At 72.2% G+C, this 24,788-nt stretch carries 10 protein-coding genes; 8 read left to right on the top strand and 2 right to left on the bottom strand.

Features of this window, described 5'->3' with window-relative positions:
* Positions 1–237: 237 nt before the first annotated feature.
* A complete protein-coding gene (locus HZZ10_RS04110) occupies positions 238–8,811 on the bottom strand; it encodes a choice-of-anchor G family protein (RefSeq protein WP_179912517.1) in 8,574 nt (2,857 codons plus the stop codon).
* A 362-nt stretch (positions 8,812–9,173) separates the two neighbouring features.
* Here HZZ10_RS04110 and HZZ10_RS04115 point away from each other — a divergent pair, with 362 nt between their 5' ends.
* The 4 genes from HZZ10_RS04115 (at position 9,174) to HZZ10_RS04130 (ending at position 18,555) form a co-directional block, all read left to right on the top strand.
* Positions 9,174–11,957, top strand: coding sequence for a helix-turn-helix transcriptional regulator (locus tag HZZ10_RS04115; protein WP_179912518.1), 2,784 nt, complete (start codon positions 9,174–9,176; stop codon positions 11,955–11,957).
* A gap of 101 nt (positions 11,958–12,058) precedes the next feature.
* Positions 12,059–14,074 (top strand): acetate--CoA ligase, encoded by a 2,016-nt coding sequence (gene acs / locus HZZ10_RS04120; RefSeq protein WP_179912519.1) that lies wholly within the window; start codon positions 12,059–12,061, stop codon positions 14,072–14,074.
* Between the two features lie 159 nt (positions 14,075–14,233).
* Positions 14,234–15,130, top strand: coding sequence for a hypothetical protein (locus tag HZZ10_RS04125; protein ID WP_179912520.1), 897 nt, complete (start codon positions 14,234–14,236; stop codon positions 15,128–15,130).
* A 98-nt stretch (positions 15,131–15,228) separates the two neighbouring features.
* Positions 15,229–18,555 (top strand): bifunctional proline dehydrogenase/L-glutamate gamma-semialdehyde dehydrogenase, encoded by a 3,327-nt coding sequence (locus HZZ10_RS04130; RefSeq protein ID WP_179912521.1) that lies wholly within the window; start codon positions 15,229–15,231, stop codon positions 18,553–18,555.
* A 57-nt stretch (positions 18,556–18,612) separates the two neighbouring features.
* Here the strand turns inward: HZZ10_RS04130 and HZZ10_RS04135 are convergent, their stop codons facing one another.
* Positions 18,613–19,437, bottom strand: coding sequence for a hypothetical protein (locus HZZ10_RS04135; RefSeq protein WP_179912522.1), 825 nt, complete (start codon positions 19,435–19,437; stop codon positions 18,613–18,615).
* A gap of 211 nt (positions 19,438–19,648) precedes the next feature.
* Here HZZ10_RS04135 and mshD point away from each other — a divergent pair, with 211 nt between their 5' ends.
* The 4 genes from mshD to HZZ10_RS04155 all read left to right on the top strand — a co-directional run bounded on the left by mshD (position 19,649) and on the right by HZZ10_RS04155 (position 24,704).
* Positions 19,649–20,596 carry a mycothiol synthase gene (gene mshD, locus HZZ10_RS04140; protein WP_308507481.1) on the top strand — a complete coding sequence of 316 codons (948 nt, stop codon included), beginning with the start codon at positions 19,649–19,651 and terminating at the stop codon, positions 20,594–20,596.
* A 111-nt stretch (positions 20,597–20,707) separates the two neighbouring features.
* Positions 20,708–23,011, top strand: a complete 2,304-nt coding sequence (locus tag HZZ10_RS04145; RefSeq protein WP_218928421.1) for an RNA degradosome polyphosphate kinase — start codon at positions 20,708–20,710, stop codon at positions 23,009–23,011.
* Entirely contained in the window at positions 23,008–24,039 is a 1,032-nt protein-coding gene (locus tag HZZ10_RS04150) for an NUDIX hydrolase (RefSeq protein WP_056127691.1), read from the top strand. The genes HZZ10_RS04145 and HZZ10_RS04150 overlap by 4 nt, the downstream gene beginning before the upstream one ends.
* 44 nt (positions 24,040–24,083) lie before the next feature.
* Positions 24,084–24,704: an L-threonylcarbamoyladenylate synthase gene (locus tag HZZ10_RS04155; RefSeq protein WP_056127688.1), complete on the top strand. Its 621-nt coding sequence runs from the start codon at positions 24,084–24,086 to the stop codon at positions 24,702–24,704.
* The last annotated feature ends 84 nt before the right edge of the window (positions 24,705–24,788 follow it).

Genomic DNA, 24,788 nt, shown 5'->3' on the forward strand with positions numbered 1-24,788 from the left:
CGCCTTACCTGCTCGCTGGGTCTGCTCGTCGCTCGGCCTGCTCGTCACCGGGCCTGCTCGTCGCCGGTCCCGCTCCTCACCGGGACCCCAGACGGCGGATGCTCCGCACCTCTCGGTACGGAGCATCCGTCGTCTCACGCGCTCGTCGGCCGGGGCATCACCGGACGCCGAGCGTCGCGAGCAGGTGGCGGCGGACCCGAGGGGGCGGACCCGCCGTCACGGCAGCAGCCCGTCCCGTCACCCCTCCCCGGTCCGACGGCGGACTGCGAGCAGACCCGCTCCGGTGAGGAGCAGCAGCGCACCGGCCAGCAGACCGGCCCCGAGGTCGTCCGCACCCGTGCGGGCCAGACCACCCGAAGACCCAGCCCCTGTCAGGGCAGGCGCCGAGGCGCCGGGCCAGCGGATGACAGAGCCACCGGGCGTCACGAGGAAGCCGTCGGCCATGTCCATCACCACGAAGCCCGTCGCGAGCTGGTCGGCGCCAAGCTCACCCGAGACGCTGCCGGTCAGGTAGACCGCGTGCGCCCCGAGGTCGAAGGCCTCGTCGACCGGGAAGGTCAGCGTGACGTTCCCCTCGGCGTCGGCCACGACGGGCTCGAGCGGCAGCGGCGTCGACCGGACCACACCCGAGACGGTCTCACCCGGGACGAACCCGCTGCCGTAGACCTCCTGGGTCATGCCCGCGCCCCGGACCAGCAGCGAGTACTTGACGACCGCGAAGGGGCGTCCGGCCGGGACCTCCTGGGCCTCGACCACGAAGGCCGTGGTGTCGGTGCTCGTCTGGTCCCCGACGGTCTGGGTCGCGGTCACCGGGTAGGCACCGACCCCGACCTCGGGCAGCGTGGTCTCCCACGTGCCCTCGGGTGAGACCGTCACCGTCTGGTCGTCCCAGCCCGGGACCGACACCACGACCTCGGCGTCAGGCTGACCGGCACCCGTGACGACCACGTCGGTCGCCTCGCCTGCCGGTACGGTGATCACGTCACCGTCGAGCGGCGAGGTGATGACGACGTCAGCGACCTCCATGGCCTCGACGGTCACCCCGACAGCGTCGGAGGACTCGACGTCTCCGATGGTCTGGACCGCCTCGACCTCGTAGGCGCCGACTGCCAGCGCCTCGAAGGTCACCGTCCAGGTCCCGTCGGGGCCGACAGTCGTGGGCTGGTCGTCCTGACCTGTCACGGAGACCACCACGTCAGCACCGATCTGACCCTCACCCTCGACCACGAGCTCGCTCGTCGCGCCGGGCATCACCCAGATCGAGCTGCCGTCCTGGGGTGAGGTGATGACGACGGGGACGATCTCCCCGACCGCGATCGTCACACCCACGGTGTCGGTCGTGAAGGACACCTCGATGGTCTGGGTCGCGGTCACCTGGTAGCTGCCGACACCCAGCTCCGGGAAGGTCACGGTCCACGTGCCGTCTGTCTCGACGGTCGCGGTCTGCGGCTCCTGACCGGGGATGGTCACGACCACCTCGGCGCCGGCCTCGCCCGAGCCGACCACAGTGACGTCGAGCAGGCTCGCGTCGTCCGGGACTGTGAGCACGTCACCGTCGGCCGGCAGGGTGATCGTCACAGGGTCGACCTCGGCCGCGTCGATATCCACCTGGACCTCGACCGTGATGCTGTCCGTGCTCGTCTGGTCACCGACGGTCTGGCTGGCGGTGATGTCGTAGCTCCCCGCACCGAGCCCGGGGAACGTGGCGGTCCACGTGCCGTCAGGCCCGACGACCACCGTCTGGTCGTCCTCACCCTCGACGCTCACGAGCACCTGGGCGCCGACGTCGCCGGACCCGGTCAGGACGAGATCTGCCGCGGTACCCGGGAGCACCGTGATGATGGTGTCGTCGCCAGGTCCGGTGATGTCGACGGGGACGACCGCGTCGACCTCGACGGTGACGGCAGCCTGGTTGGTCTGGCCGTCGGCCGTCTGGGTGGCTGTCACGACGTGCTCACCCTCCCCGAGCCCGGGGAAGGTGACGGTCCAGGAGCCGTCAGGCCCGACCGTCGCGGTCTGCGGCGTCTCGCCGGGGACGGTGACGACGACCTCGCCGCCGATCTCCCCGGTGCCCGAGACCACGAGGTCCGTGGTCCCTCCGACCGGGACCGTGACCACGTCGCCCGAGAGGGGCGCGAGGATCACGACCTGCGCGATGCTTCCGACCTCGACCGAGACGGAGACCTCGTCCGTGCTGGGCACGGACCCGGCGAGCTGGCCGACCGTCACGTCGTAGGAGCCGACCCCGAGACCTGGGAAGGTCACCGTCCACGTGCCCTCGGGGCTGACCGTCGTCGTCTGGTCCGGCTGCCCGGAGATCGAGGCGACGATGCTGGCTCCGGCGGCGCCGGACCCTGTGACCACGAGGTCGGTCGACCCGCCCGTCGGGACGGAGAAGACCGCGTCGTCGAGCGGAGAGGTGATCGCCACGGGGGCGGCGACCTGGACGGCGACCGAGACGTCGGTCGTCGAGACGACGGTCCCCACGGTCTGGTCCGCCGTGACCGTGTACTCGCCTGCTCCGAGGCCCGGGAACGTGGCCGTCCACGTGCCGTCGGTCTCGACGGTGACGGTCTGGTCAGGCTGGCCTGTCACCAAGACCACGACCTCGGCACCGGCGTCACCTGTCCCCGCGACGACCAGGTCGGTCGTGCCGCCGTCGGCGACGTAGAGCACGCCTCCGTCGAGCGGGGCCGTGATGCTCACGGCGTCGACCCCGTCGACCGTGACCGTGACGGTCTCGGTCGTCGTCTGGTCGCCGACAGTCTGCGTGGCGGTGACGTCGTACCCACCCTCGCCGAGGCCTGGGAAGGTGGCCGTCCACGTCCCGTCGGGTGCGACGACCACGGTCTGGTCGGGCTGGCCCGTCACGGAGACGACCACGTCGGCACCCGGGTCACCCGTGCCAGAGGCGACCAGGTCGGTCGTCCCTCCCACCGGGACCTGGAGCGTGCCACCGTCGGCCGGGGCGGTGATGGTCGCCGGGACCACACCGTCGACCTCGACCGTGATGGTCTCGGTCGTGGTCTGGTCACCCACGGTCTGCGTCACGGTGATCTCGTAGCTGTCGGCCGGGAGCTCCGGGAAGACGGCCGTCCACGTGCCGTCCGGGGCCACGACCACGGTCTGGGGCGCCTGGCCCTCGACCGTGACCACGACCTCGGCACCCGGGTCTCCGGTGCCGGTGACGACCAGGTCGGTCGTCCCGCCCTCGAGGACGGTGATGACGTCTCCGTCGGTCGGGGCGGTGATCGTCGCCGCGACGACCCCGTCCACCTCGACGGTGACGGTCTCCGTCGTCGTCTGGTCACCCACGGTCTGGGTCGCTGTCACGTCGTACGTGCCCTCGCCCAGGCCCGGGAAGACCGCGGTCCACGCGCCGTCAGGCTGGACCGTCACGGTCTGCGGGGTCTGGCCTGTCACCGAGACCTCGACCTCAGCACCCGGGTCGCCTGTGCCCGCGGTCTCCAGGTCTGTCGTGCCGCCGACCGGCACGGTGACGACGTCTCCGTCGTCAGGGGCGGTGATCGTGGCCGCGACGACCTCGTCGATCTCGACCGAGACGGTCTCGGTCGTCGACTGGTCACCCACGGTCTGGGCGACAGTCACGTCGTACGCGCCTGCGCCGAGGCCCGAGAAGGTCGCGGTCCACGTGCCGTCCGGGGCCACGACCACGGTCTGGTCGACCTGGCCGATGACGGTCACGAGCACCTGGGCGCCGGGGTCCCCGGCACCGGTGACCACCAGGTCGGTGGTCCCGCCGACCGGGACGGTGACGACGTCGCCGTCAGCCGGCTCGACGACCGTGACGGGCACGATGCCGTCGACCTCGACCGTGATGGCCGCCTGGTTGACCTGTCCAGCGGCCGTCTGGGTCGCGGTGATCGGGTGCACTCCCTCGCCGAGACCTGGGAAGGTCACGGTCCAGGTGCCGTCGTCCCCGACGGTCGCCGTCTGCGGCTCCTCTCCGGGGATGGTCACGACGACCTCGCCGCCGATCTGCGCGGTCCCGGAGACCACGAGGTCGGTCGAGCCTCCGAGCGGGACCGTGATGACGTCGCCCGAGGCGGGCGTGAGGATCTGGACCGAGGTGATCGTGCCGACCACCACGGAGACCGAGATCTCGGCGGTGCTGGTCACGCCTCCGACGAGCTGGCTGGCGACCACGTCGTGCTCGCCGACCGGGAGACCTGTGAAGGTGACCGTCCACGTGCCGCCCGCGCCGACCACAGCGGTCTGGTCGGGCTGGCCCGCGAGCGAGACGAGGACGTCTGCTCCGACGTCACCGGTTCCGGTGACGGTCAGTGCCGTCGAGCCGCCGACGGGGACGGAGTAGACCGCACCGTCCGCCGGGGCGGTGATCGCCACGGGGTAGACACCGTCGACAGTGACGTCGACCGTGCTGGTCGTGACATCGGTCCCGACGGTCTGGGTGGCGGTCACCACGTAGGGTGCCGCACCCTCGCCGAGGCCCGGGAAGGTGGCCGTCCACGTGCCGTCGGGACCGACGGTCACCGTCTGGTCCGGCTGGGTGGTCACGGAGACCACGACCTCCGCGCCCACGTCACCGGTGCCCTCGACGACCAGGTCGGTCGTCCCACCGGCCTCGACGGAGATCACGTCTCCGTCGGCCGGTGCGGTGATCGCGACCTGGTCGACGTCGACGACCTCGACGGTCACGTCCTCGCTGCTCAGCTGGTCACCGACGAGCTGCGTCGCGGTGGCCGTGTAGGTACCGGCGGGCAGACCCGGGAAGGTCACCGTCCAGGTGCCGTCGTCGCCGACGGTCGTCTCCTGGTCGGTCTCGCCGGGGACCGACACGAGGACGTCGGCGCCGATCGAGCCTGTCCCGGTGACGACGAGGTCGGCCTCGGAGCCTGTCGCCACGTAGAGGCTGTCGCCGTCGACAGGTGACGTGATGGCTAGCGGGGCCACCTCGAAGACCTCGACGGGGACGGTCACGCTGGTGGTCTGGTCGCCGACGGTCTGGGTGGCGACGACCTCGTAGGAGCCGGCCCCGAGACCCGGGAAGGTCGCGGTCCACGACCCGTCGGGCTCGACGACGACAGTCTGGTCAGGCTGACCTGTCACCGTCACGAGGACCTCGGCGCCAGGGTCGCCGGTCCCGACGACGTCGAGGTCTGCGGTCCCGCCGACCGGGACGGTGATCACGTCGCCCGCGGCGGGCGCGGTGACGGTCACCCCCGCGACGTCGTCGACGACGACGCCGACGATCGCGTCGGTCGTCAGGGTGCCGACGGTCTGGGTCGCGGTCACCGCGTAGTTCCCCTCGCCGAGGCCCGGGAAGGTCACGGTCCACGAGCCGTCAGGTGCGACGACTGCTGTCTGGTCGGTCTCGCCCGGGATCGAGACGATCACGTCGGTGGCCGAGTCCGCAGTCCCTGTCACGACCAGGTCGGTCGTCCCGCCTCCGGGGACCGTCACGACTGTGCCGTCGGCCGGTGCGGTGATGGTGACAGCGTCGGCCTCGGCGACCTCGACGGTCACGGAGCTCGAGCTGCTCTGGTCTCCGACCGTCTGGTCCGCGGTGACGGCGTAGGAGCCGGCACCGAGACCCGGGAAGGTCGCGGTCCACGTCCCGTCAGGGCCGACTGTCGTGGGCTGCTCCGGCTGACCGGGGATGCTCACGAGCACGTCGGCGCCGACGAACCCTGTTCCCGAGACCACCAGGTCGGTGGTCTCGCCGGTCACGACGGTGATCACGTCTCCGTCGCCCGGTGCGGTGATGGCGACGGCGTCGATCTCGGCGACCTCGAGGGCCACCGTCGCGGTCGACTGCTCGGTGCCCACGGTCTGGGTGGCGGTAACCGTGTACTCCCCTGCCGGGAGGTCCCTGTACGTCGCGGTCCAGGTCCCGTCAGGTCCGACGGTCACGGTCTGGTCGTCTTGGCCGGTGACCGCGACGACGACCTCGGCGCCGATCTGACCGGTGCCTGTGACGACCACGTCGGTCTCGTCCCCGACGGCGACCGTGAAGACCTGGTCGTCTGTCGGGGAGGTGATGGCGACGTCGTCGATCTCGCCGACCTCGACCGTGAAGCCGACCGTCGCGGTCGTCGTCTCGGCACCGACGGTCTGGCTCGCGGTCGCGGTGTACGTACCGGTGCCGACAGCGGGGAAGGTCACCGTCCACGTGCCGTCGGGTCCGACCGTCGCTGTCTGGTCTGCCAGGCCGGGTGCCGACACGACGACCTCTGCGCCGATCTGGCCGGTCCCGGTCACGGCGACGTCGAGCGTGCTCGCACCGTCGGGCACCGTGAGGGTGGCACCGTCGGCCGGCAGGGTGATCGTGACGTCGGCGATCTCGCCGACCTCGACGGTCAGGCCGACGCTCGCGGTGGTGGCCTGGTCACCGACGGTCTGCGCGGCAGTCACGGTGTAGGTCCCGACGCCGACGCCTGGGAAGGTCGCGGTCCAGGTCCTGTCCGGGGCGACCGTCACGGTCTGCTCCGGGAGCCCGGACAGCGTGACGACCACGTCGGCGCCGGGGTCGCCGGTGCCGGTGACGGTCACGTCGGTCTCGGGTGCCGTCGCGGGGACCGTGAGCACTGTGCCGTCGGTCGGGAGCGTGATCGCGACGGGCAAGACCTCGTCGACCACGACGGTCACGGAGGAGCTGCTCGTCTGGTCGCCGACGGCCTGGGTCGCGGTCACCGCGTAGCTGCCCTCGTCGATCCCGGCGAAGGTCGCGGTCCACGTGCCGTCAGGGCCGACGACCACGGTCTGGTCGGGCTGGCCGGGGAGCGACACGACGACGTCGGCGCCGATCTGGCCCGTGCCGGAGACGACCACGTCGGTGGTCCCGTCGACGGGGACCGTGAGCACTGTGCCGTCGGCGGGGGCGGTGATGACCACGTCGTCGATCTCGCCGACCTCGACCGTGACGCCGACGCTCGCCGTGCTGACCTCCGCGCCAGCGGTCTGGGTCGCGGTCACCGCGTAGGTGCCCACACCCGCCGCCGGGAAGGTCACGGTCCACGTGCCGTCGGGACCGACGACAGTCGTCTGGGTCGGCAGGCCCGGTGCCGCGACAGAGACGTCGGCACCGATCTCGCCGGTGCCGGTGACAGCCAGCGGCAGGGTCGCGCCCGAGTCGGGCACCGTGAGCACGCTGCCGTCGAGCGGGGCGGTGATCGCCACCTCGACGGCCGGGATCACGGCGGACCTCACCGTCGCCGACGCGAGGTTCACCTCGGCGAGCGGTGTCCCGAGGAGGGGCAGCAGGTCGATGCTCACGGCACGCTGCGTGAACGCGCCCTCGTCGTAGCCGGCCGGGGTGGTGAAGCTCCCGGCCTCCTGGACGTTCGCGGTGATCGAGAGGATCTGGTTGATCACCCCGGTGATCGGCTGGAGGGCCGTGCCGGCGGCGACCACGAGCGGGCGGAAGGCGGCGTCGGTGATCCCGACGCCGGTGATCGCGTTCGAGAGCGGCGTGACGATCGCGGGAAGGAGCGTGCCCACCACAGTGCTCGTGATCGGGGTGAGCAGCGTGCCGAGCGGGATCACGCCGAGGGCGGTCGTCTGCGAGGTGTCGAGGACGGGGGCCGGAGCGCCGGGCGTGCCGAGGAAGCTCGCGACGGTCCCGGTCGCCAGCACGTTGACGGCCACGAGCGGGACGGCGAGCGGCGGGGTGCCGACAGTCGCGTTCGCCGTGAGGCGCACGGTCATCGTCGAGCTGCGCAGGGTGTTGTTCGCCGAGTTCACGAGCAGCGCGGGGACCTGGTCGAAGATCGTCGCGACGGCCCCGTCGAGCCCGGCCTGGATGAGCGACGGGTCGAGCAGCTCGGTGTTCGGCGCGAGGTTGTTGAGCGTGCCGTCGTACGGCCCGCCCTGGGAGTTGGCGATGAGCCTGGCGAGGTCGACCGTCACCTCACCTGTCGCGAAGTTGATGGTCACCGCGCTGTCGGTGCTCGTGATCGGCGCTGCTGTGATCGCGGAGAGAGCCGTGTTGAGGTTGACGGTCAAGCCGGCGGTCACGGCGACGTTGCTCACCGTGACGAGGCCGGCGGTCACGGTGCGCAGTGCGGTCGTGAGCGGTCCGACCACGCTGGTCGCGATGCCGGGGAGCGCCTGGCCGAGGATGCCCGTCGGACCGGTGATCCCGTTCGCGGTGGTCGTCAGGGTGGTGAGGGCCCCGTTGAGGTTCGTCGTGAGGTTCTGGACGACAGGGCTCGTGAAGACGAGGGTCCCGTCGGCGATCTGGTAGTCGCTCGTCGCGAGGTCGTCACCGACAGAGCCGGCTGTCGCGGACAGCGCCCCGAGCTCGACCCTGAGCTGGGAGATCAGACCCGTCGTGATGCCGCTGAGGGCGGCGGAGCTGAGCAGCGCCGACACGTCGACGAAGGCGTTGTCCTGCGGGCCGGTCCCGCCGACGGCGATCGACCCGTCCTGCGTGACCGCGCCGGAGGCCGCGTAGGCGTCCTCCTCGCTGGTCGACGCGTACTGCTCGAGGGCTCCGACGCCGATCACGCCGTTCGGCCCGAACAGCTGGACACCGCCGCCGAGGTCGATGCCGAGGGTGCTCAGCACCGAGGCCTGGAGGGGGCTGGCGACGATCCCGGGAGCGCTCGGGTCGGCGCTGTAGGCCGGTGCGAGGCTGGCGATCCCGTCGAGGTTCACGGTGCCGCCGCCGCTGACGACGCGGCCCTCGGCCTCGGCGCTGTCGGACTCGACAGCGGCTGCGGGTGTGGCGACGGCTCCGATGAGCACGAGACCGACGGTGGCGATCATGGCTGCTGCCCGCCGGCCGGCCGTGGCCGCCCTGTGGCGGCGCCCAGTGGTGGTGTGCATGTGTCCGTGCCCCCTCGTTGGAGTGATGCCAGGCGGCACGTCCGGCAGGACCGGCGGGCGGTTGACCTGGTGCTTCCCCTGGTGGCCGTCCCGTCCGCAAGGACCCAGGTCCCACCCGAGTCGTGTCGCCGACCCATCGTCAGCCGCCGCACCGGCGGGTTGCGGGCTGGGTGAGGGGTCTCGGCGGCTACCCCCGTGCACCTCTGCGGGAACCCGCACGATCTGCGGGTTCCTTTGCGGAGACCTCCCCCGGTCCCGCACTATGGGTCGACGTAGGCACGGCACCCGCAGCATCGTTTGGGAGAACGCTTTCCATCCGCGGGTCGACTCGCTCCGTGCCCACGTCGTCGAAGGGGGGTTCGATGACCATGGCCAGAGACACGACCACGGCCGACGGAGGCCGAGAGAGCACGTCGAGGCAGCTGGACGCTGCGCTCGACGCCGTCGCAGGGCCCGGGTCGCACCCCGGCCTGCTCGTCGTCGGGCCGCGGGGGATGGGGAAGTCGACGCTGCTCGACGACCTCGAGGCCGCTCTCGACGGCGTCGTCATACGCGTGCGCGGGCTGCGCAACGTGCCGACTGTCCCGTACGGGGCAGCCGTGATCGCCGAGGCGCAGGTGAGCAGCGCGCTCGGCATCCCTGTCGTCGCACGCCCCGACGACGTGGGCTCGGTCCGGCAGGCGCTCGCCGACGCTCACGTCGCACCGCCGTCCCGTGCGGACGCGCTCGACTCGCGGATGCTCGACGCCTTCGTGCAGTCGATGAGGCTCGCCGCCGGACGTGGCCGCATCTACCTCCTCGTCGACGACGTCGACCACGTCGACGCCGCGAGCCGGGCTCTGTTCGCCCTCGCCGCCGCGTACTCGACCGCCGGCGGAGGAGTGGTCTGCTCGGCGACCCGCGAGAAGGACGTCCCCGAGCTGCACGACTTCCGCAGGCTCGAGCTCAAGCCCCTGACCGTCGAGGACGTGGTCGAGACCGCCCGCTCGCTGCGGTCCCTCACCCCGCCGGCGACTGTCGCGCAGCGCGTCCGCGACCTCACCGACGGACGCCCCGCGGTCGTCCAAGAGCTCGTCGAGCAGCTCACGGAGACCCAGCTGCTCGGCACGAGCCTCGTCCCGACGACCGAGCGGCTCGCCGACGCAGCACGTGCCGCGGTGGCCGACCTCGTGGCCGAGCTCCCACCACCGACCCTCGAGGCGCTGCACCTGGTGGTCACCTCGGGCACCCGCTCGGCCGGCCTCGTGTCGAGGATGCTCGACTCCCTCGGCTCCTGCCTCGAAGACCTCGTCGACGACGGCGCCGTCGTCTCGCGCGCCGGGTACGTCCGGCCTGTGAGCGGGCTGCTCGAGCGGCACCTGCGCGCCACCACCACCAGCACCATCAGGCGCCGCGCGGCCCGGGCGCTCCTCGCTGCGTGCGCCGACGACCTCGACCCTGTCCAGGAGGCGTTCAGCACGGCCGTGGCGACCTCCGACGCGCCCGGCGAGTCTGCGGGGCTCGTGCTGAGCCTCGCGGCACACGCCGTGCGGGTCGTCCAGACGAGCAGCAGCCGCGACGCCGGAGACCGGGCGCGCAGGCTGCTCGCCGCCGCCTGGCCGCACAGCACGCCCGAGGTGCGCGGCCTCCTGAGCGCTGCCGAGGCGCAGGTCGCCCTGCACGACGGCCTGCTGGCCGACGCCCTGGCGGTCGCCCAGACCGCGCTCGACGGGTTCTCGGGTGGTCGAGGACGGGTCGCGCTGGCCCGCGTGGTCCAGAACGTCCGCCTGCTCGCCGACGAGACGGTCTCGGCGAGCATCGCGCTCGACGCCCTCGACCAGGCCCACCCCTCCGAACGGTCCGCGGCGCAGGCCTTCGCCGTCGAGACCGCGCTCATGCTGCTGGCGGTCGGGCGGCCCACAGCCGCGCAGACCGTCGCAGAGCGGGTCGCACCGCTCCGCGACGAGCTGTCCGACGCGCTCCGCGCCGAGCTCGACTACGCGCTGGCCCGCACCGCGTCGTCGGGCGAGACCGACCCCGACGCGGCCCTAGAGAGGTGGTCTCAGGCTCGTGCTCGGGGTGAGGTGCAGGGCGCACCCGGAGCAGGACGGACTCCCTGGGAGTGTGCGGGGATGCACCTCTACGCCCTGCGCCACGCAGGCAAGATCGCCGAGGCACGCGCCGAGCTCGCGACGCTCTCGGGCACGCCGCGCTCCAGGTACGACAGGCTGCTCTACGACCTCAACCACGCGATGGTCGAGTTCGCGCGCGGCAGCTACGTGCTCGCCGTGCACCACCTCGAGAAGATGTCGGAGATCTCGGACCTCAGCTCCTGCGCCACCTCGCTGCGGGTCACCGTCGGCATCGGGAGCTCTTTCGAGGCCCCGGGCCCCGCAGTCCCCCCGACCTTCCTACGAGCCTCGCGGGGAGGTCGCGCGATCGCCCTCGGGCCGACCCTGCTGGACGTCCGCGCCGAGGTCACCCAGGGCGTGTACTGCCTGGCATCGGGCCAGGGCGACCGTGCTGTCGTGCTCCTCGAGCACGCCCGGTCGGCGCTGTTCCTCGACGACGACGAGCGCACGGCGCTCGCCGACACGATGATCACCGTCGTCCTGCCGACGGCCCTCGCGCGCGCCTACGTCGCCGAGGGCAGGCTCGACGACGCCAGGGCTCTCTCGAGGACCTGCTCGCAGCGTGAGGACAGGTGCAGCTGGATGTCCGTCGCAGCCCAGGAGCTCGTCGACGCCGTGCTCGCGACGCCGGGCCACTCCCCGGTGCCCGAGACCGACGCCGTCCGGCGGTGGCTCGCCGACCCGCGGCTGCTCCGTCCTGTCCGTGACCACCTGCGCCAGGTCTTCGCCGCGCCGTCGGTCGAGCAGCCCGCGAGCCTCGGTCCCGCGGAGATCGCGGTCGGAGGGCGGCCCGACAGCTCGACGGTGCCCGCCGAGGTCCGGTCGGCGCTCTCCGAGCGAGAGCTGCAGATCGCGCTGCTCGTGGCGCGCGGCATGCGCAACAAGGAGATCAGCGCGAGCGTGTACCTCTCGGTCCGGACCGTCGAGGCGACCCTGACCCGGGTGTTCCGCAAGGTCGACGTGAGGTCGCGCACCGAGCTGGTCTCGCGTCTGGGCGGGAGCACGGCGGTGCTGTCGGGAGACGTCGCACGCTGAGCATCGCCACACCTCGGGGCCCGGTGTGTGCTGCGACACACTATGCTCGACCTGGGACGAAGGTCCCTTGCACCAGCGTCGATGCACACCGGAGGAATGCCGTGCCCCAGGACACCCCGTCCACAGCGCCCGAAGGCCGAGAAGCCCCTGAGGCCCACGAGGCCGCGGACGAGAACCCCACGTTCCCGCCGAGCGCGGCCTTCGCCGCCCAGGCCAACGCTCAGGCCGACCTCTACGACCAGGCCGCCGCCGACCCGACGGCCTTCTGGGCCGAGCAGGCTCGGAAGCACGTCACCTGGAAGACCCCCTTCACCGAGACCCTCGACTGGTCCGGGGCGCCCGTCGCCCGCTGGTTCGCCGACGGCACCCTCAACGCGGCGTACAACGCCGTCGACAGGCACGTGGTCGCCGGGAACGGCGACAGGGTCGCGCTGCACTTCGAGGGCGAGCCCGGCGACACCCGGACCGTCACCTACGCCGAGCTCCAGCGCGAGGTGTCCCGGGCGGCCAACGTGCTCTCGTCCCTCGGGGTCGAGGCCGGGGACCGGGTGGTCATCTACCTGCCGATGATCGTCGAGGCCGTCGTCGCGATGCTCGCCTGCGCCCGCGTCGGCGCTCCGCACTCCGTCGTCTTCGGCGGGTTCTCCGCCGACGCGCTGCGCAGCAGGATCGCCGACGCCGAGGCCAAGGTCGTCATCACCGCCGACGGCGGCTACCGCCGGGGCAGCGCCGCAGCGCTCAAGCCCGCTGTCGACGCAGCCCTCGAGACCCTCGAGGGCGGTCCGGAGTCTCCGGTCCAGCACGTCCTCGTCGTGCGCCGGACCGGCCAGGACGTCGCGTGGACCGCCGGACGCGACGTCTGGTGGCACGAGGCCGTCGAGGCCGCAGACGTCCAGCACGAACCCGTGTGGGTCGAGGCCGAGCACCCGCTCTTCATCCTCTACACCTCCGGGACGACCGGGAAGCCCAAGGGGATCTTGCACACGACAGGCGGGTACCTCACCCAGGCCGCGTACACGCACCACAACGTCTTCGACCTCAAGCCCGAGACCGACGTCTACTGGTGCACGGCCGACGTCGGCTGGGTCACCGGGCACACCTACGTGGTCTACGGGCCGCTGCTCAACGGTGCCACGCAGGTGATCTACGAGGGCACCCCCGACACCCCGCACCAGGGACGCTGGTGGGAGCTCGTCGAGAAGTACAAGGTCTCGATCCTCTACACGGCACCCACGGCCATCCGCACCTGCATGAAGTGGGGCGAGGAGATCCCCGGACGCTTCGACCTGTCCTCGCTGCGGCTGCTCGGCTCGGTCGGCGAGTCCATCAACCCCGAGGCGTGGAAGTGGTACCGCCGGGTGATCGGGTCGGGCGTCACGCCGATCGTCGACACGTGGTGGCAGACCGAGACCGGCGCCATCATGATCTCCCCGCTGCCTGGTGTGACCGAGGCCAAGCCAGGATCGGCGCAGCGCCCGCTGCCAGGCATCGCCGCCGACGTGGTCGACGACGCGGGTCAGCCCGTGGGGCACGGCGAGGGCGGGTACCTCGTGGTGACCGAACCCTGGCCCGCCATGCTCCGCGGGATCTGGGGCGACCTCGAGCGCTTCAAGGACACGTACTGGTCGAGGTTCAAGAACGTCTACTTCGCCGGCGACGGCGCCAAGAAGGACGACGACGGCGACATCTGGCTGCTGGGCCGCGTGGACGACGTGATGAACGTGTCGGGGCACAGGCTCTCGACCACGGAGATCGAGTCGTCGCTGGTAGCCCACGAGATCGTCGCCGAGGCGGCCGTGGTCGGCGCCTCTGACGAGACGACCGGGCAGGCTGTCGTGGCCTTCGTGATCTTGCGCTCGGAGTTCGCCGCGGACGCCGTGCAGGCCGACGTGCAAGAGCTGCTGCGGGCGCACGTCGCGAAGCAGATCGGACCGATCGCCAAGCCCCGCACGATCCTCGTCGTCCCCGAGCTCCCCAAGACCCGGTCCGGCAAGATCATGCGCCGCCTCCTCCGCGACGTCGCCGAGCACCGCACCGTCGGTGACGCGACGACCCTCGCGGACTCCTCGGTCATGGACCTCATCGCGAGCGGCCTGGCGACACCCGCGCAGAAGTAGTGGTCGGTCGGCGCCTGCCTGCTGGACCAGGCAGGCGCCGGCAGGGCGAGATCGTCACTTCGGAGCGAGATCGTGCCGCAGGAGGGTCGATCTCGCTCCGAAGTGCCGAGCTCGGCGCCTGCATTCGTCACTAGCGCGGGGCTCGGGGAGGATGGAGGGATGAAGCCTTCACCGTCGTCTGCCGTCATCGACAGCCTCGTCGCCTCCGCCGTCGCCGCCGGAGCCGGTGACGGCTCGGGCTCGAAGGAGGCCGCGGTCGCCTGGGGCGCGCTGTGGCGCACCGTCCTCGAGCTCCCCCGCTGGTTCTTCGTCAAGGACGACTCGGGCTCGATGCGCCCCGGGCTCGTGACCTTCAACGGCGAGTCCGCGGTCCCGGCCTTCACGGACATGGCCCGCGCGATCGCCTTCGCCGACGGCGGCCGCGGCGGGACCAACGCGGTCTTCGCCTCCCCGCCGCGCGACGTGCTCCAGGCCGCATCCTCGATGGAGGACAGCGGCGTCAGGCTCTTCGCCTTCGACATCCAGGACACCCCCTTCGGCATCAAGCCGTCGATGCTCCGGACCCTGCTCGACGACCTCGCCCGGCTCAAGGCCCGCACGGCCCAGACCCCTGCCGGCCAGGACGACACCCAGGAGTCGACCATCGTCGACGAACTCGCTGCGAGCGCCCGCGCGACGCCCGGCGACACCGCGGCCCAGTCGGCACTCTGGCAGGCCGTCTTCGAGCTCGACCACTGGTACTTCGTCCCTCGCGGGCCGTCGCAGACCCCGCTCGCCGTCTCCCACGAGGCCGGTCCGACGCTCGTCGCCTTCACCTCGGCGTCGCGCGCGGCGGCCTTCGCGGCCCGGCTCCCCGAGGACGAGACCGTCCCTGCAGAAGACCGTGCGGCAGCACCATCGGTCGTGGCCGTCCCCACAGCGTCGGTCGTGGGCTACGTCGAGGCGCTCGTCGAGGCCGGGGTCGCTGTCGTGCACGTCGACCCGGCGAACGGGGCCTTCTCCGTCTCGGCGTCGTCGCTGCGGGCTCTCCACGAGAGGGTCGTCGGCAGCCTCTGACCTCCACCGGAGCCCGGGGGCAGGTCGCGGGGCGGCCCACCCGGGCCTCTGGCGCGTGCCGCCACGACGCAGGTGCCCGCGTGGCTCAGACTGGTGCCATGTCCCTCTCTCTCACACAGCTCACGGACGACGCCGCATCCTTGGCGCGCACGTGGATGGCGGCCACAGCCGCTGGTCAGACTGCGGCAGAGCGCCGCACCACCCACAGGCTCGCGCAGCTGGTCTCCGACCCTGCAGGCCTCGAGTTCGCGGTCAGGTTCGTCGACAGGGTGGCCCGTCCCGACGACCTCCAGGTCGCCGCCCACGAGCTCGCCGAGCTCCGCTCGGTCGCCTCGGCGCCGGGCTCCTTCCTCAACCCCGTCGACAGGCTGCTCGTCACGGCCGGCACCGTCGCAGCACCGTTGCTGCCCCGGGTGGTCGTCCCGGCGGCCCGGACCCGGTTGCGTCAGCTGGTCGGGCACCTCGTCGTCGACGACGGGCCGCGCCTGGCCAAGCACATCGCGAAGGCGACGGCCGACGGCTTCAGGCTCAACATCAACCTGCTCGGCGAGGCCGTCCTCGGTCAGCAGGAGGCCGGCCACCGGGCCGAGCGGATCCTCGCGCTCATCGCCCGCCCGGACATCAGCTACGTGTCGGTCAAGACCTCCGCCGTGGTGTCCCAGCTGTCCACCTGGGACACCGCCGACAGCGTCGAGAGGGTCCTCGAGACCGTCCGCCCGCTGTACCTGGCGGCCACGGAGCGCGGCACCTTCATCAACCTGGACATGGAGGAGTACCACGACCTCGACCTCACGGTCGCGGTGTTCCTGCGCCTCATGTCCGACCCCGAGCTGCTGGGGCTCGAGATGGGCATCGTGCTGCAGGCCTACCTCCCGGACTCGGGTGCGGCCCTCGACGTCCTCACCGAGGCCGCCGCGGCGCGCCGGGCCGCCGGCGGTGCGCGCGTCAAGGTGCGTCTGGTCAAGGGCGCCAACCTCGCGATGGAGCGGGTCGACGCCGAGCTCCACGGCTGGGCGCAGGCCCCCTACGGCTCCAAGCCCGACGTCGACGCCAACTACGTGCGCGTGCTCGACCGAGCCCTCGACCCCACCCGGACCGACGCCGTACGGATCGGCGTGGCCAGCCACAACCTCTTCGACGTGGCCCTCGCTCACCTCATGGCGAGCGACCGAGGCGTGAGCGAGGCCCTCGACGTCGAGATGCTCCAGGGCATGGCCCCGGCGCAGGCGCGCGCGGTCCGTGACGCCGTGGGCCAGGTGGTCCTCTACACCCCTGTCGTGGCGAAGAAGGACTTCGACGTCGCGGTCTCCTACCTCGTCCGCAGGCTCGAGGAGAACTCGGCCTCGCAGAACTTCGTGCACGCGCTGTTCGCCGGTGAGGACGGCCCGCACGAGGACGGCTCGCCCATGGACCACCAGGAGGCCGCCTTCCGCGCCTCGGTCGCCGCGAGCGCGACGGTTCCCACGGAGCCGCGCCGCTCCGCGCGGCCGGCACCGCCGACTCTCGTCGCCGGGCAGCCCTTCGTCAACGCGCCCGACACCGACCCGGCCGTCGAGGCGTCCCGGGAGTGGGCCCAGCAGATCGTCTCGCAGGAGACGGCCGACAGGCTCGCCGCGTCCGTCCCTGCCACCACGGTCCTGGCCTCGCCGGCCGAGGTCGACGTGGTCGTGGCACGCGCCGCCGAGGTGGCTGAGAGCTGGCGCTCGACCACGGGTGCGCAGCGCCGCGAGGTGCTGCTCACGGCCGCGCGCCTGCTCGAGGAGGCCCGCACGGACCTCGTCGCGACGATGGTCCACGAGGCCCGCAAGACCGTCGGCGAGGCCGACCCCGAGGTGAGCGAGGCCGTCGACTTCGCGGCGTACTACGCCGAGCGGGCCGCTGACCTCGACGAGGTCGCCGGGGCGACCTTCACCCCGGAGGGCCTCACCGTCGTCACCCCGCCGTGGAACTTCCCCGTCGCGATCCCCCTCGGCTCGGTCCTCGGGTCGCTCGCCGCAGGGTCCCCCGTGGTCATCAAGCCGTCGCACGTCACGCCGCGCTGCGCGGCCGTGGGGGTCGACGCGATCCGCCGTGCCCTCGTCGAGCACGGCTACGAGCCTGACGTCGTGCAGGTCGTCTCGGCCGACGAGGGCGAGGTCGGGCGCAGGCTCGTCACCCACCCCGACGTGACCCGCGTGATCCTCACGGGTTCGATCGAGACCGCGGAGCTCTTCGCGTCCTGGCGCCCCGACCTCGACGTCTTCGCCGAGACCTCCGGCAAGAACACCCTCGTGGTGACCTCTGCGGCGGACCTCGACCTCGCCGTGAAGGACATCGTCCGGTCGGCCTTCGGGCACGCCGGGCAGAAGTGCTCGGCAGCGTCGCTGCTCGTGCTCGTCGGGAACGTCGGACGCTCGGCGCGCCTGCACCGTCAGCTCGTCGACGCCGTGCGCTCCCTCGCCGTCGGGCCCGCGACCGACCTGGCCACCACCACGGGTCCGCTGACCGTCGAGCCGAGCGAGAAGCTGCTCAGGGCGCTCACGACCCTCGACGAGGGCGAGCACTGGGTGGTCGAGCCGCGCGCAGTCCCCGGCACCGACCACCTGTGGACCCCCGGGGTGAAGGCGGGCGTCCAGCCCGGCTCGTGGTTCCACCTGACCGAGGTCTTCGGCCCGGTCCTCGGGATCATCCGGGTCGACACCCTCGACGAGGCGATCGAGGTGCAGAACGCCGTGTCCTTCGGGCTCACCGGTGGGCTGCACTCCCTCGACGAGGCGGAGATCGACCACTGGCTCGAGCGCGTCGAGGTCGGCAACGCCTACATCAACCGGCACATCACCGGGGCGATCGTGCAGCGCCAGCCCTTCGGCGGCTGGAAGGCCTCGGTCGTCGGTCCCGGCGCCAAGGCGGGCGGGCCCAGCTATGTCGCGCAGCTCGGTGCCTGGTCCGACGACGCTTCTGTCCCTGACCGCGTCGCCGCGCCCGAGGAGTGGCTCGCGTGGGCGGCGGCCGACGACCAGGCGTGGTGGGAGAGCGAGATGGGCGTCGAGCACGACCCGACAGGGCTCGACTCCGAGTCGAACGTGCTGCGCTACCGCCCTGTCCCGGGCCTCACGCTGCGCGTCGCGGCAGACGCGCTCGAGATCGAGGCAGACCGTGTCCTGCACGCCGCCGAGGTGGCCGGGGTGGCCGTCACGGTCAGCTCGGCCGAGGTCGAGGACGCCGAGTCCTTCGCCGCGCGCGTGGCTGCCGGCGAGGTCGAGGGACGGATCCGGCTCGTCGGCTCCGAGCCCGGGCTCCGGGCCGCCGCTGCCGCCCACGTCGGGTCGGTCACCGTCTTCGACGCACCCGTCGTGGCGAGCGGCCGTCGGGAGCTGCTGACGATGGTCCGCGAGCAGGCGGTGTCCCAGACACGTCACCGCTACGGGCACCTCGAGCGCGGCTGAGATGCACGACGCGTGGGCCCCGGGCAGTACCCGGGGCCCACGCGGGCGCTCAGCCCGTCAGCTCGTCGACCCACCCGTACCTGCCCCCGTCGCGTTCGGCTCGACTGCGCCCTGCGGTCCACCCCCGCCCATCCCTGCGCCCGGGCCGCCGAGGCCAGCGGTCTCGCCCTCGGCGATGCTCGTCGCGACGACAGAGGTGTCGACGGAGCTGCCGTCGGAGCTCTCGCCCGTGACAGTCACGGTGTCCCCGACCGCGAGCGCCGAGACGTCTGCGGTCTCGGTGGTCGTGACGGTCGTGCTGTCGGTGGTGGTCACGGTGATCTCCGTGCCGTCCGCCAGGGTCACGGTGAGGATCCCGTCGGCGATGCCCGTGATCTCTCCCGAGGTCAGACCGCCACCTCCGGGCATCGCGCCACCACGGCCACCGGCGTCAGGGAGGGCACCGTCGGGCGCGGTGCCGTCGGCTGCTGCCGCGTCGGGCGCGGTGCCGTCGGCCGCGGTCCCCTCGGGCGCGGTCCCGTCCGGGGCGGCAGCCTCCCCGGCACCTGTCGCCTCGGCTGCGGCGCTCGTGCTCGGTCCGTCGGCCGTGGCCGACCCGACGAGGAACCCGCCGACGAACAGCGCACCTGCTGCGGCCACGCCGCCGACGGCTGCCCCGACACCCAGTCGACGGCGGGTGGGCGGCTGCGCGGTCGCCGAGCTGTTGACGTAGCCCGGCCCTCCGGACGGCATCGCTGCGGTCTCGACCGTGGGGCCGTCCTGAACCAGGTGCGGTGCCTGGTGCGGTGCGGCCGGGGCCTGCGGCGGCCCGGCAGCTCCGCTCGAGCCCTCGGGCGAGGGCGGCGGGGTGGACAGTGGCTGGGTGCGGTCGTCTGTGCTCATGGCGACCACCCTGGCGCCGGAGCCTGTCTGCACAGTCTGGGCCTCCCATGAACCCGCTGTGAGTCCGCGGTGCGCAGCGCGCGCCGCGCCAGGGTGCGGGTGCCTCACCCGCCATCACGACCTCCACCCGCGCGGCAGCCCTGCAGGTCCATCCGCGCGGCTGTCCTCCTGCTGCAGCCGACCACGGCCCGGCCGTGATGGAATCGAGGGTGTGGACCACAGCGAGATCGACGTCGAGACCAGCCCCCTGACCGCAGCCGACGCAGCGGCGGTGCACAGGCTCGCCCGCGCGGCCGAGCACGTCGACGGCGTCGCACCGCTCTCCGAGCAGCCGCTGCTGCACCTCCTCGACGCCGACGCCCCCGTGACCCACCTGATGGTGCGCGCGGCCGACGACCTCGCCGGGTACGCGCAGATCGACCGTGGCGCCCCGGGGACGGCGAGCGCCGAGCTCGTCGTGCACCCCCTCGCGCGGCACCACGGAGTGGGCACGGCGCTGCTCGAGCACTCCCTCGAGCTCATGGACGCCGAGGACCGCATGCTGTCCGTGTGGGCGCACGGCGACCTCCCGGCCGCGCGCAGCCTCGCCGCGCGCACAGGGCTCGTCGTCGTCCGGGAGCTGTGGAAGATGCACAGGCCCCTCGATGCCCCGGGTGCGGCACCCGAGCTCGCCCCGGGTGTCACGCTCCGGAGCTTCCGCCCGGGTCAGGACGACGCGGCGTGGCTCGCGGTCAACGCCCGCGCCTTCGCCTCGCACCCCGAGCAGGGGCGCCTGACCCTCGGCGACCTCCAGGCCCGGGCCCGCGAGCCGTGGTTCGACGCGGAGTCCTTCCTGCTGGCCGAGCGTGACGGCGAGCTCGTCGGATTCTGCTGGTTGAAGGTCCCCGCGGACCAGGCGCAGGACGCGCCCCGGGTCGGGGAGATCTACGCCCTCGGTGTCGACCCCTCCGCCCAGGGCCTGCGCCTGGGGACAGCGCTGACCGCTGCGGGACTGGCCCGACTGCACGACCTCGGGGTCGAGGTGGTCGAGCTCTACACCGAGGGTGACAACACCGTGGCGATCCGCACGTACACCGCGGCGGGCTTCACGCGGGCCACGGCCGACGTCCAGATGGCCCGTCCCAGCGCGACCGCAGACACCGCCGAGACCGTCGTCTGACCTCGGCCGGACCTGCGCCGACGCAGGCCGTCGACCACCGACGACCTGCGCCGACGCACCGATCTTCGCGCTGAGCACCCAGAGTTCACCAACAGGTGTCACGATGAACCCATGAGCGAATCGACCGCGACCTCTCGGCGCACCCCTGAGCCCGGCCCTGTCACGCCCTCCCCGGGCTCAGCGCCGATCGATCCCGAGCTCGCAGCGCACATCGCCGAGCACATCGGAGAGCGCGACACCGTGGTCCCGGCCGTCGGCGCCGGCCTCGAGCCGCTCCCGGACGACCGCTTCGGCGACCGCGAGCTGTCCTGGCTCGCCTTCAACGAGCGGGTCCTCGAGCTTGCCGAGGACGAGTCCCAGCCCCTGCTGGCCCGGGTGCGCTACCTCGCGATCTTCGCCTCGAACCTCGACGAGTTCTTCATGGTGCGCGTCGCCGGGCTCAAGCGCCGCATCGCGACAGGTCTGGCCGTCAACGCCGCCTCGGGTCTGACCCCGCGCCAGGTCCTCGACGCGATCGGCACGCGCGCCCACGACCTCATGGACCGTCACGCGCGGGCCTTCGCCGAGCACGTCCAGCCGGCCCTCGGCGCCGAGGGCATCACCCTCGTCCGGTGGGAAGACCTGTCGCAGCAGGAGCAGGACCGCCTGCACAAGTTCTTCCGCAAGCAGATCTTCCCGGTGCTCACCCCGCTCGCGGTCGACCCTGCGCACCCGTTCCCGTACATCTCGGGGCTCTCGCTCAACCTGTCGGTCGTCGTGCTCAACCCGACGACGAACAAGGAGCACTTCGCCCGGGTCAAGGTGCCGCCGCTGCTGCCCCGCTTCATCGCGGTCGACGCCAAGGGCCGTCCCAGCGCGCCGAGCACGCAGGCCTCGGGCAAGGGCCCGACGTCCTTCGTGCCGCTCGAGGACATCATCTCCCACCACCTCGACCACCTGTTCCCCGGCATGGAGGTGCTCGAGCACCACACCTTCCGGGTGACCCGCAACGAAGACGTCGAGGTCGAGGAAGACGACGCCGAGAACCTCCTCAAGGCCATGGAGAAGGAGCTGCTGCGTCGCCGCTTCGGCCCGCCGGTCCGGCTCGAGCTCGCCCAGGGCATCAGCCCGCGCATCCGCCAGCTGCTCATCCGTGAGCTCGGCGTGGTCGAGGACGAGGTGTACACGCTCCAGGCGCCGCTCGACCTCACGGGCCTCAACCTCATCGCCGACCTCGACAGGGCCGACCTGCACTACCCGCGCTTCGTGCCGACCACGCACCGTGCCCTCGCCGAGGTGGAGAGCGCGACGCCGACCGACATCTTCGCGGCGATCCGCGAGCGCGACATCCTGCTCCACCACCCCTACGACTCCTTCTCGACGTCGGTCCAGACCTTCCTCGAGCAGGCCGCGGCCGACCCCGACGTCCTCGCGATCAAGCAGACGCTGTACCGCACCTCGGGCGACTCCCCGATCGTCGACGCGCTCATCGAGGCTGCCGACGCGGGCAAGCAGGTGCTGGCCCTGGTCGAGATCAAGGCGCGCTTCGACGAGCAGAACAACATCTCGTGGGCCCGCAAGCTCGAGCAGGCCGGTGTGCACGTGGTCTACGGGATCGTCGGCCTCAAGACGCACTGCAAGCTCTCGCTCGTGGTGCGCCAGGAGCCCGACGGCCTGCGCCGCTACTGCCACGTGGGCACGGGCAACTACAACCCGAAGACCGCCCGCCTGTACACCGACCTGGGGCTGCTCACCTGCGACCCCGACGTCGGCCAGGACCTCACGCGCCTGTTCAACCAGCTGAGCGGCTACGCCCCGCAGTCCCGGTTCCACAGGCTGCTCGTCGCCCCACGCTCCGTGCGCTCCGGGCTCGTCGAGCGGATCGACCGCGAGGCCGCAGCCGCCCGTGCGGGCAAGCCGGCCTGGATCAAGATGAAGGTCAACTCGGTCGTCGACGAGGCCACCATCGACGCGCTCTACAGGGCGTCGCAGGCCGGGGTCCCGGTCGACCTCGTGGTCCGTGGGATCTGCGCCGTGCGCCCGGGGGTCCCCGGGCTCAGCGAGACGATCCGCGTCAGGTCGATCCTCGGACGGTTCCTCGAGCACTCACGGATCTTCGCCTTCGCGAACTCCTCAGGCCCGGCGATCGCCGAGGGGCCGGCGAGCGGCCCCGAGGTGTTCATCGGTTCTGCTGACCTCATGCACCGCAACCTCGACCGCCGGGTCGAGACCCTCATCCGCCTGACGGACGAGACGCAGATCAACGGTCTGATCGACCTCATCGACAACTCCATGTCACCCGAGTCCGCCTCGTGGCACCTCGCTGCGGACGGCACCTGGACCCGCCACCACCTCACAGAGGACGGACAGCCTCTCGGAGACGTCCAGCACGACCTCATCGTGCGGCAGCGTCGTCGACTGAGCCTGGGTCGATGAAGTCGAGCACTCCCCCCGTCGTCCCCTTCCGCGTCCGCGGAGCCACCGGCGTGTCCGACTCGGCGACCGACAAGACCCCGGTCATCGAGTCTGCTGGTGCGCTCGTGTGGCGGGTGCGGGAGGGGCGGCTGCAGGTCCTCCTCATCCACCGCCCGCGCTACGACGACTGGTCCTGGCCCAAGGGCAAGCTCGACCCCGGCGAGACGCTGCCGACGGCCGCGGCCCGCGAGGTCGCCGAGGAGACCGGTCGCCCGGTGACCCTCGGTCTGCCGCTGCCCGGGCTGCAGTACCTCACGCCCGACGGCGCCGTGAAGCGGGTGCACTACTGGGCCGCGACCACGGGCGCAGCCTCCCCCGCCCTCGCGGCCCGCGCACCGGTCCCCCCTGTCGACCCTGCCGAGATCGACGCCAAGAAGTGGATGGACGTCGAGCAGGCGGCCGCCGCGCTGACCCGTCGCGCCGACACCGTCCCGCTCGCCGCCCTCGTCGCGGAGCACGAGAAGGGTCGGCTCGCCACGACCGCGCTCGTCATCGCCCGGCACGGCAAGGCCCAGGCCCGCAGCGCGTGGCACGGGACCGAGATCGACAGGCCGCTCACCCCGACGGGGCACGCCCAGTCGGCGGCGCTCGTCCCGGTCCTCGCGGCCTTCGGCGTGAGCACGGTGGTCACCAGCCGGTGGCGGCGCTGCTCGGAGACCATGGCGCCGTACGCCCGGGCAGCCTGGCTGGACACCGAGTCGAACGAGAACCTCACCGAGAGCGACCACGAGAGGTCACCCGGTCGCGTCGCCGCTGTCGTCAGGTCGCTGCTCGAGTCCGCCGAGCCGACGGTCCTGTGCACGCACCGGCCCGTGCTGCCGACGGTCCTCGACGTCCTCGGGCAGCACTCGCGCCGCTCGGTCGCCTCGGCGCTGCCGACCAAGGACCCGTTCCTCGAGCCCGGCGAGGCCCTCGTGACCCACGTGAGCCAGACGGCCAAGGGACCCCGGGTCGTCGGCGTCGAGCACGTACGGCCGCCGCTGCACTGAGAGAGCACGGTGCGCGGCGGCGGGTCCTGGCCTATCGTCGACTCATGGCTCGCTACGTCGACATCCATCCGCAGGACCCCCAGCCGCGCCTCGTCGCGCAGGTGACCGAGATGCTGCGCGACGACGCGCTCATCGCCTACCCGACAGACTCGTCCTACGCCTTCGGGTGCTCCCTCGACAGCCACACGGGGGCGGACAGGATCCGGCGGATCCGGCACCTGAACGACAAGCACCACTTCACGCTGGTGTGCGCGGACTTCGCGCAGCTCGGGCAGTTCGTGCGGCTCGACAACTCAGCCTTCCGGGCGATCAAGGCGTCGACCCCCGGGGCCTACACCTTCATCCTGCCGGCCACCAAAGAGGTCCCGCGCAGGTTCGCGCACGAGAAGAAGAAGACCGTGGGCGTGCGGATCCCCGACCACCCTGTCGCGCTCGCGCTCGTGCGCGCCCTCGGCGCCCCGCTGCTGTCGAGCACGCTGATCCTCCCCGACAGCGAGACCCAGCCGACAGACGGCTGGCAGATCAAGGAAGAGCTCGAGCACGTGGTCGACGTCGTCGTCGACGGGGGCGACTGCGGGACCGAGCCGACGACAGTCGTCGACTGGTCGAGCGGCGCCCCCGAGGTCGTCCGTGTCGGCCTCGGAGACCCGAGCCGCTTCGAGTAGAGGGCGTCCCGACCTCGCCACGGTCGGGCGCCAGGGCAGCGCCCACCCTCGGGCGCCCCGTACCGGTCAGTAACATACCTTCCT

Source organism: Sanguibacter inulinus (assembly GCF_013415325.1).
In the GTDB taxonomy this organism is placed as follows: domain Bacteria; phylum Actinomycetota; class Actinomycetes; order Actinomycetales; family Cellulomonadaceae; genus Sanguibacter; species Sanguibacter inulinus.

Bases quoted from the DNA above. Each gene is read 5' to 3' on its own strand.
- HZZ10_RS04110 (WP_179912517.1), bottom strand. From the start codon at position 8,811: ATGCACACCACCACTGGGCGCCGCCACAGGGCGGCCACGGCCGGCCGG.
- HZZ10_RS04115 (WP_179912518.1), top strand. From the start codon at position 9,174: ATGACCATGGCCAGAGACACGACCACGGCCGACGGAGGCCGAGAGAGC.
- HZZ10_RS04125 (WP_179912520.1), top strand. From the start codon at position 14,234: ATGAAGCCTTCACCGTCGTCTGCCGTCATCGACAGCCTCGTCGCCTCC.
- HZZ10_RS04130 (WP_179912521.1), top strand. From the start codon at position 15,229: ATGTCCCTCTCTCTCACACAGCTCACGGACGACGCCGCATCCTTGGCG.
- HZZ10_RS04135 (WP_179912522.1), bottom strand. From the start codon at position 19,437: ATGAGCACAGACGACCGCACCCAGCCACTGTCCACCCCGCCGCCCTCG.
- HZZ10_RS04145 (WP_218928421.1), top strand. From the start codon at position 20,708: ATGAGCGAATCGACCGCGACCTCTCGGCGCACCCCTGAGCCCGGCCCT.
- HZZ10_RS04150 (WP_056127691.1), top strand. From the start codon at position 23,008: ATGAAGTCGAGCACTCCCCCCGTCGTCCCCTTCCGCGTCCGCGGAGCC.
- HZZ10_RS04155 (WP_056127688.1), top strand. From the start codon at position 24,084: ATGGCTCGCTACGTCGACATCCATCCGCAGGACCCCCAGCCGCGCCTC.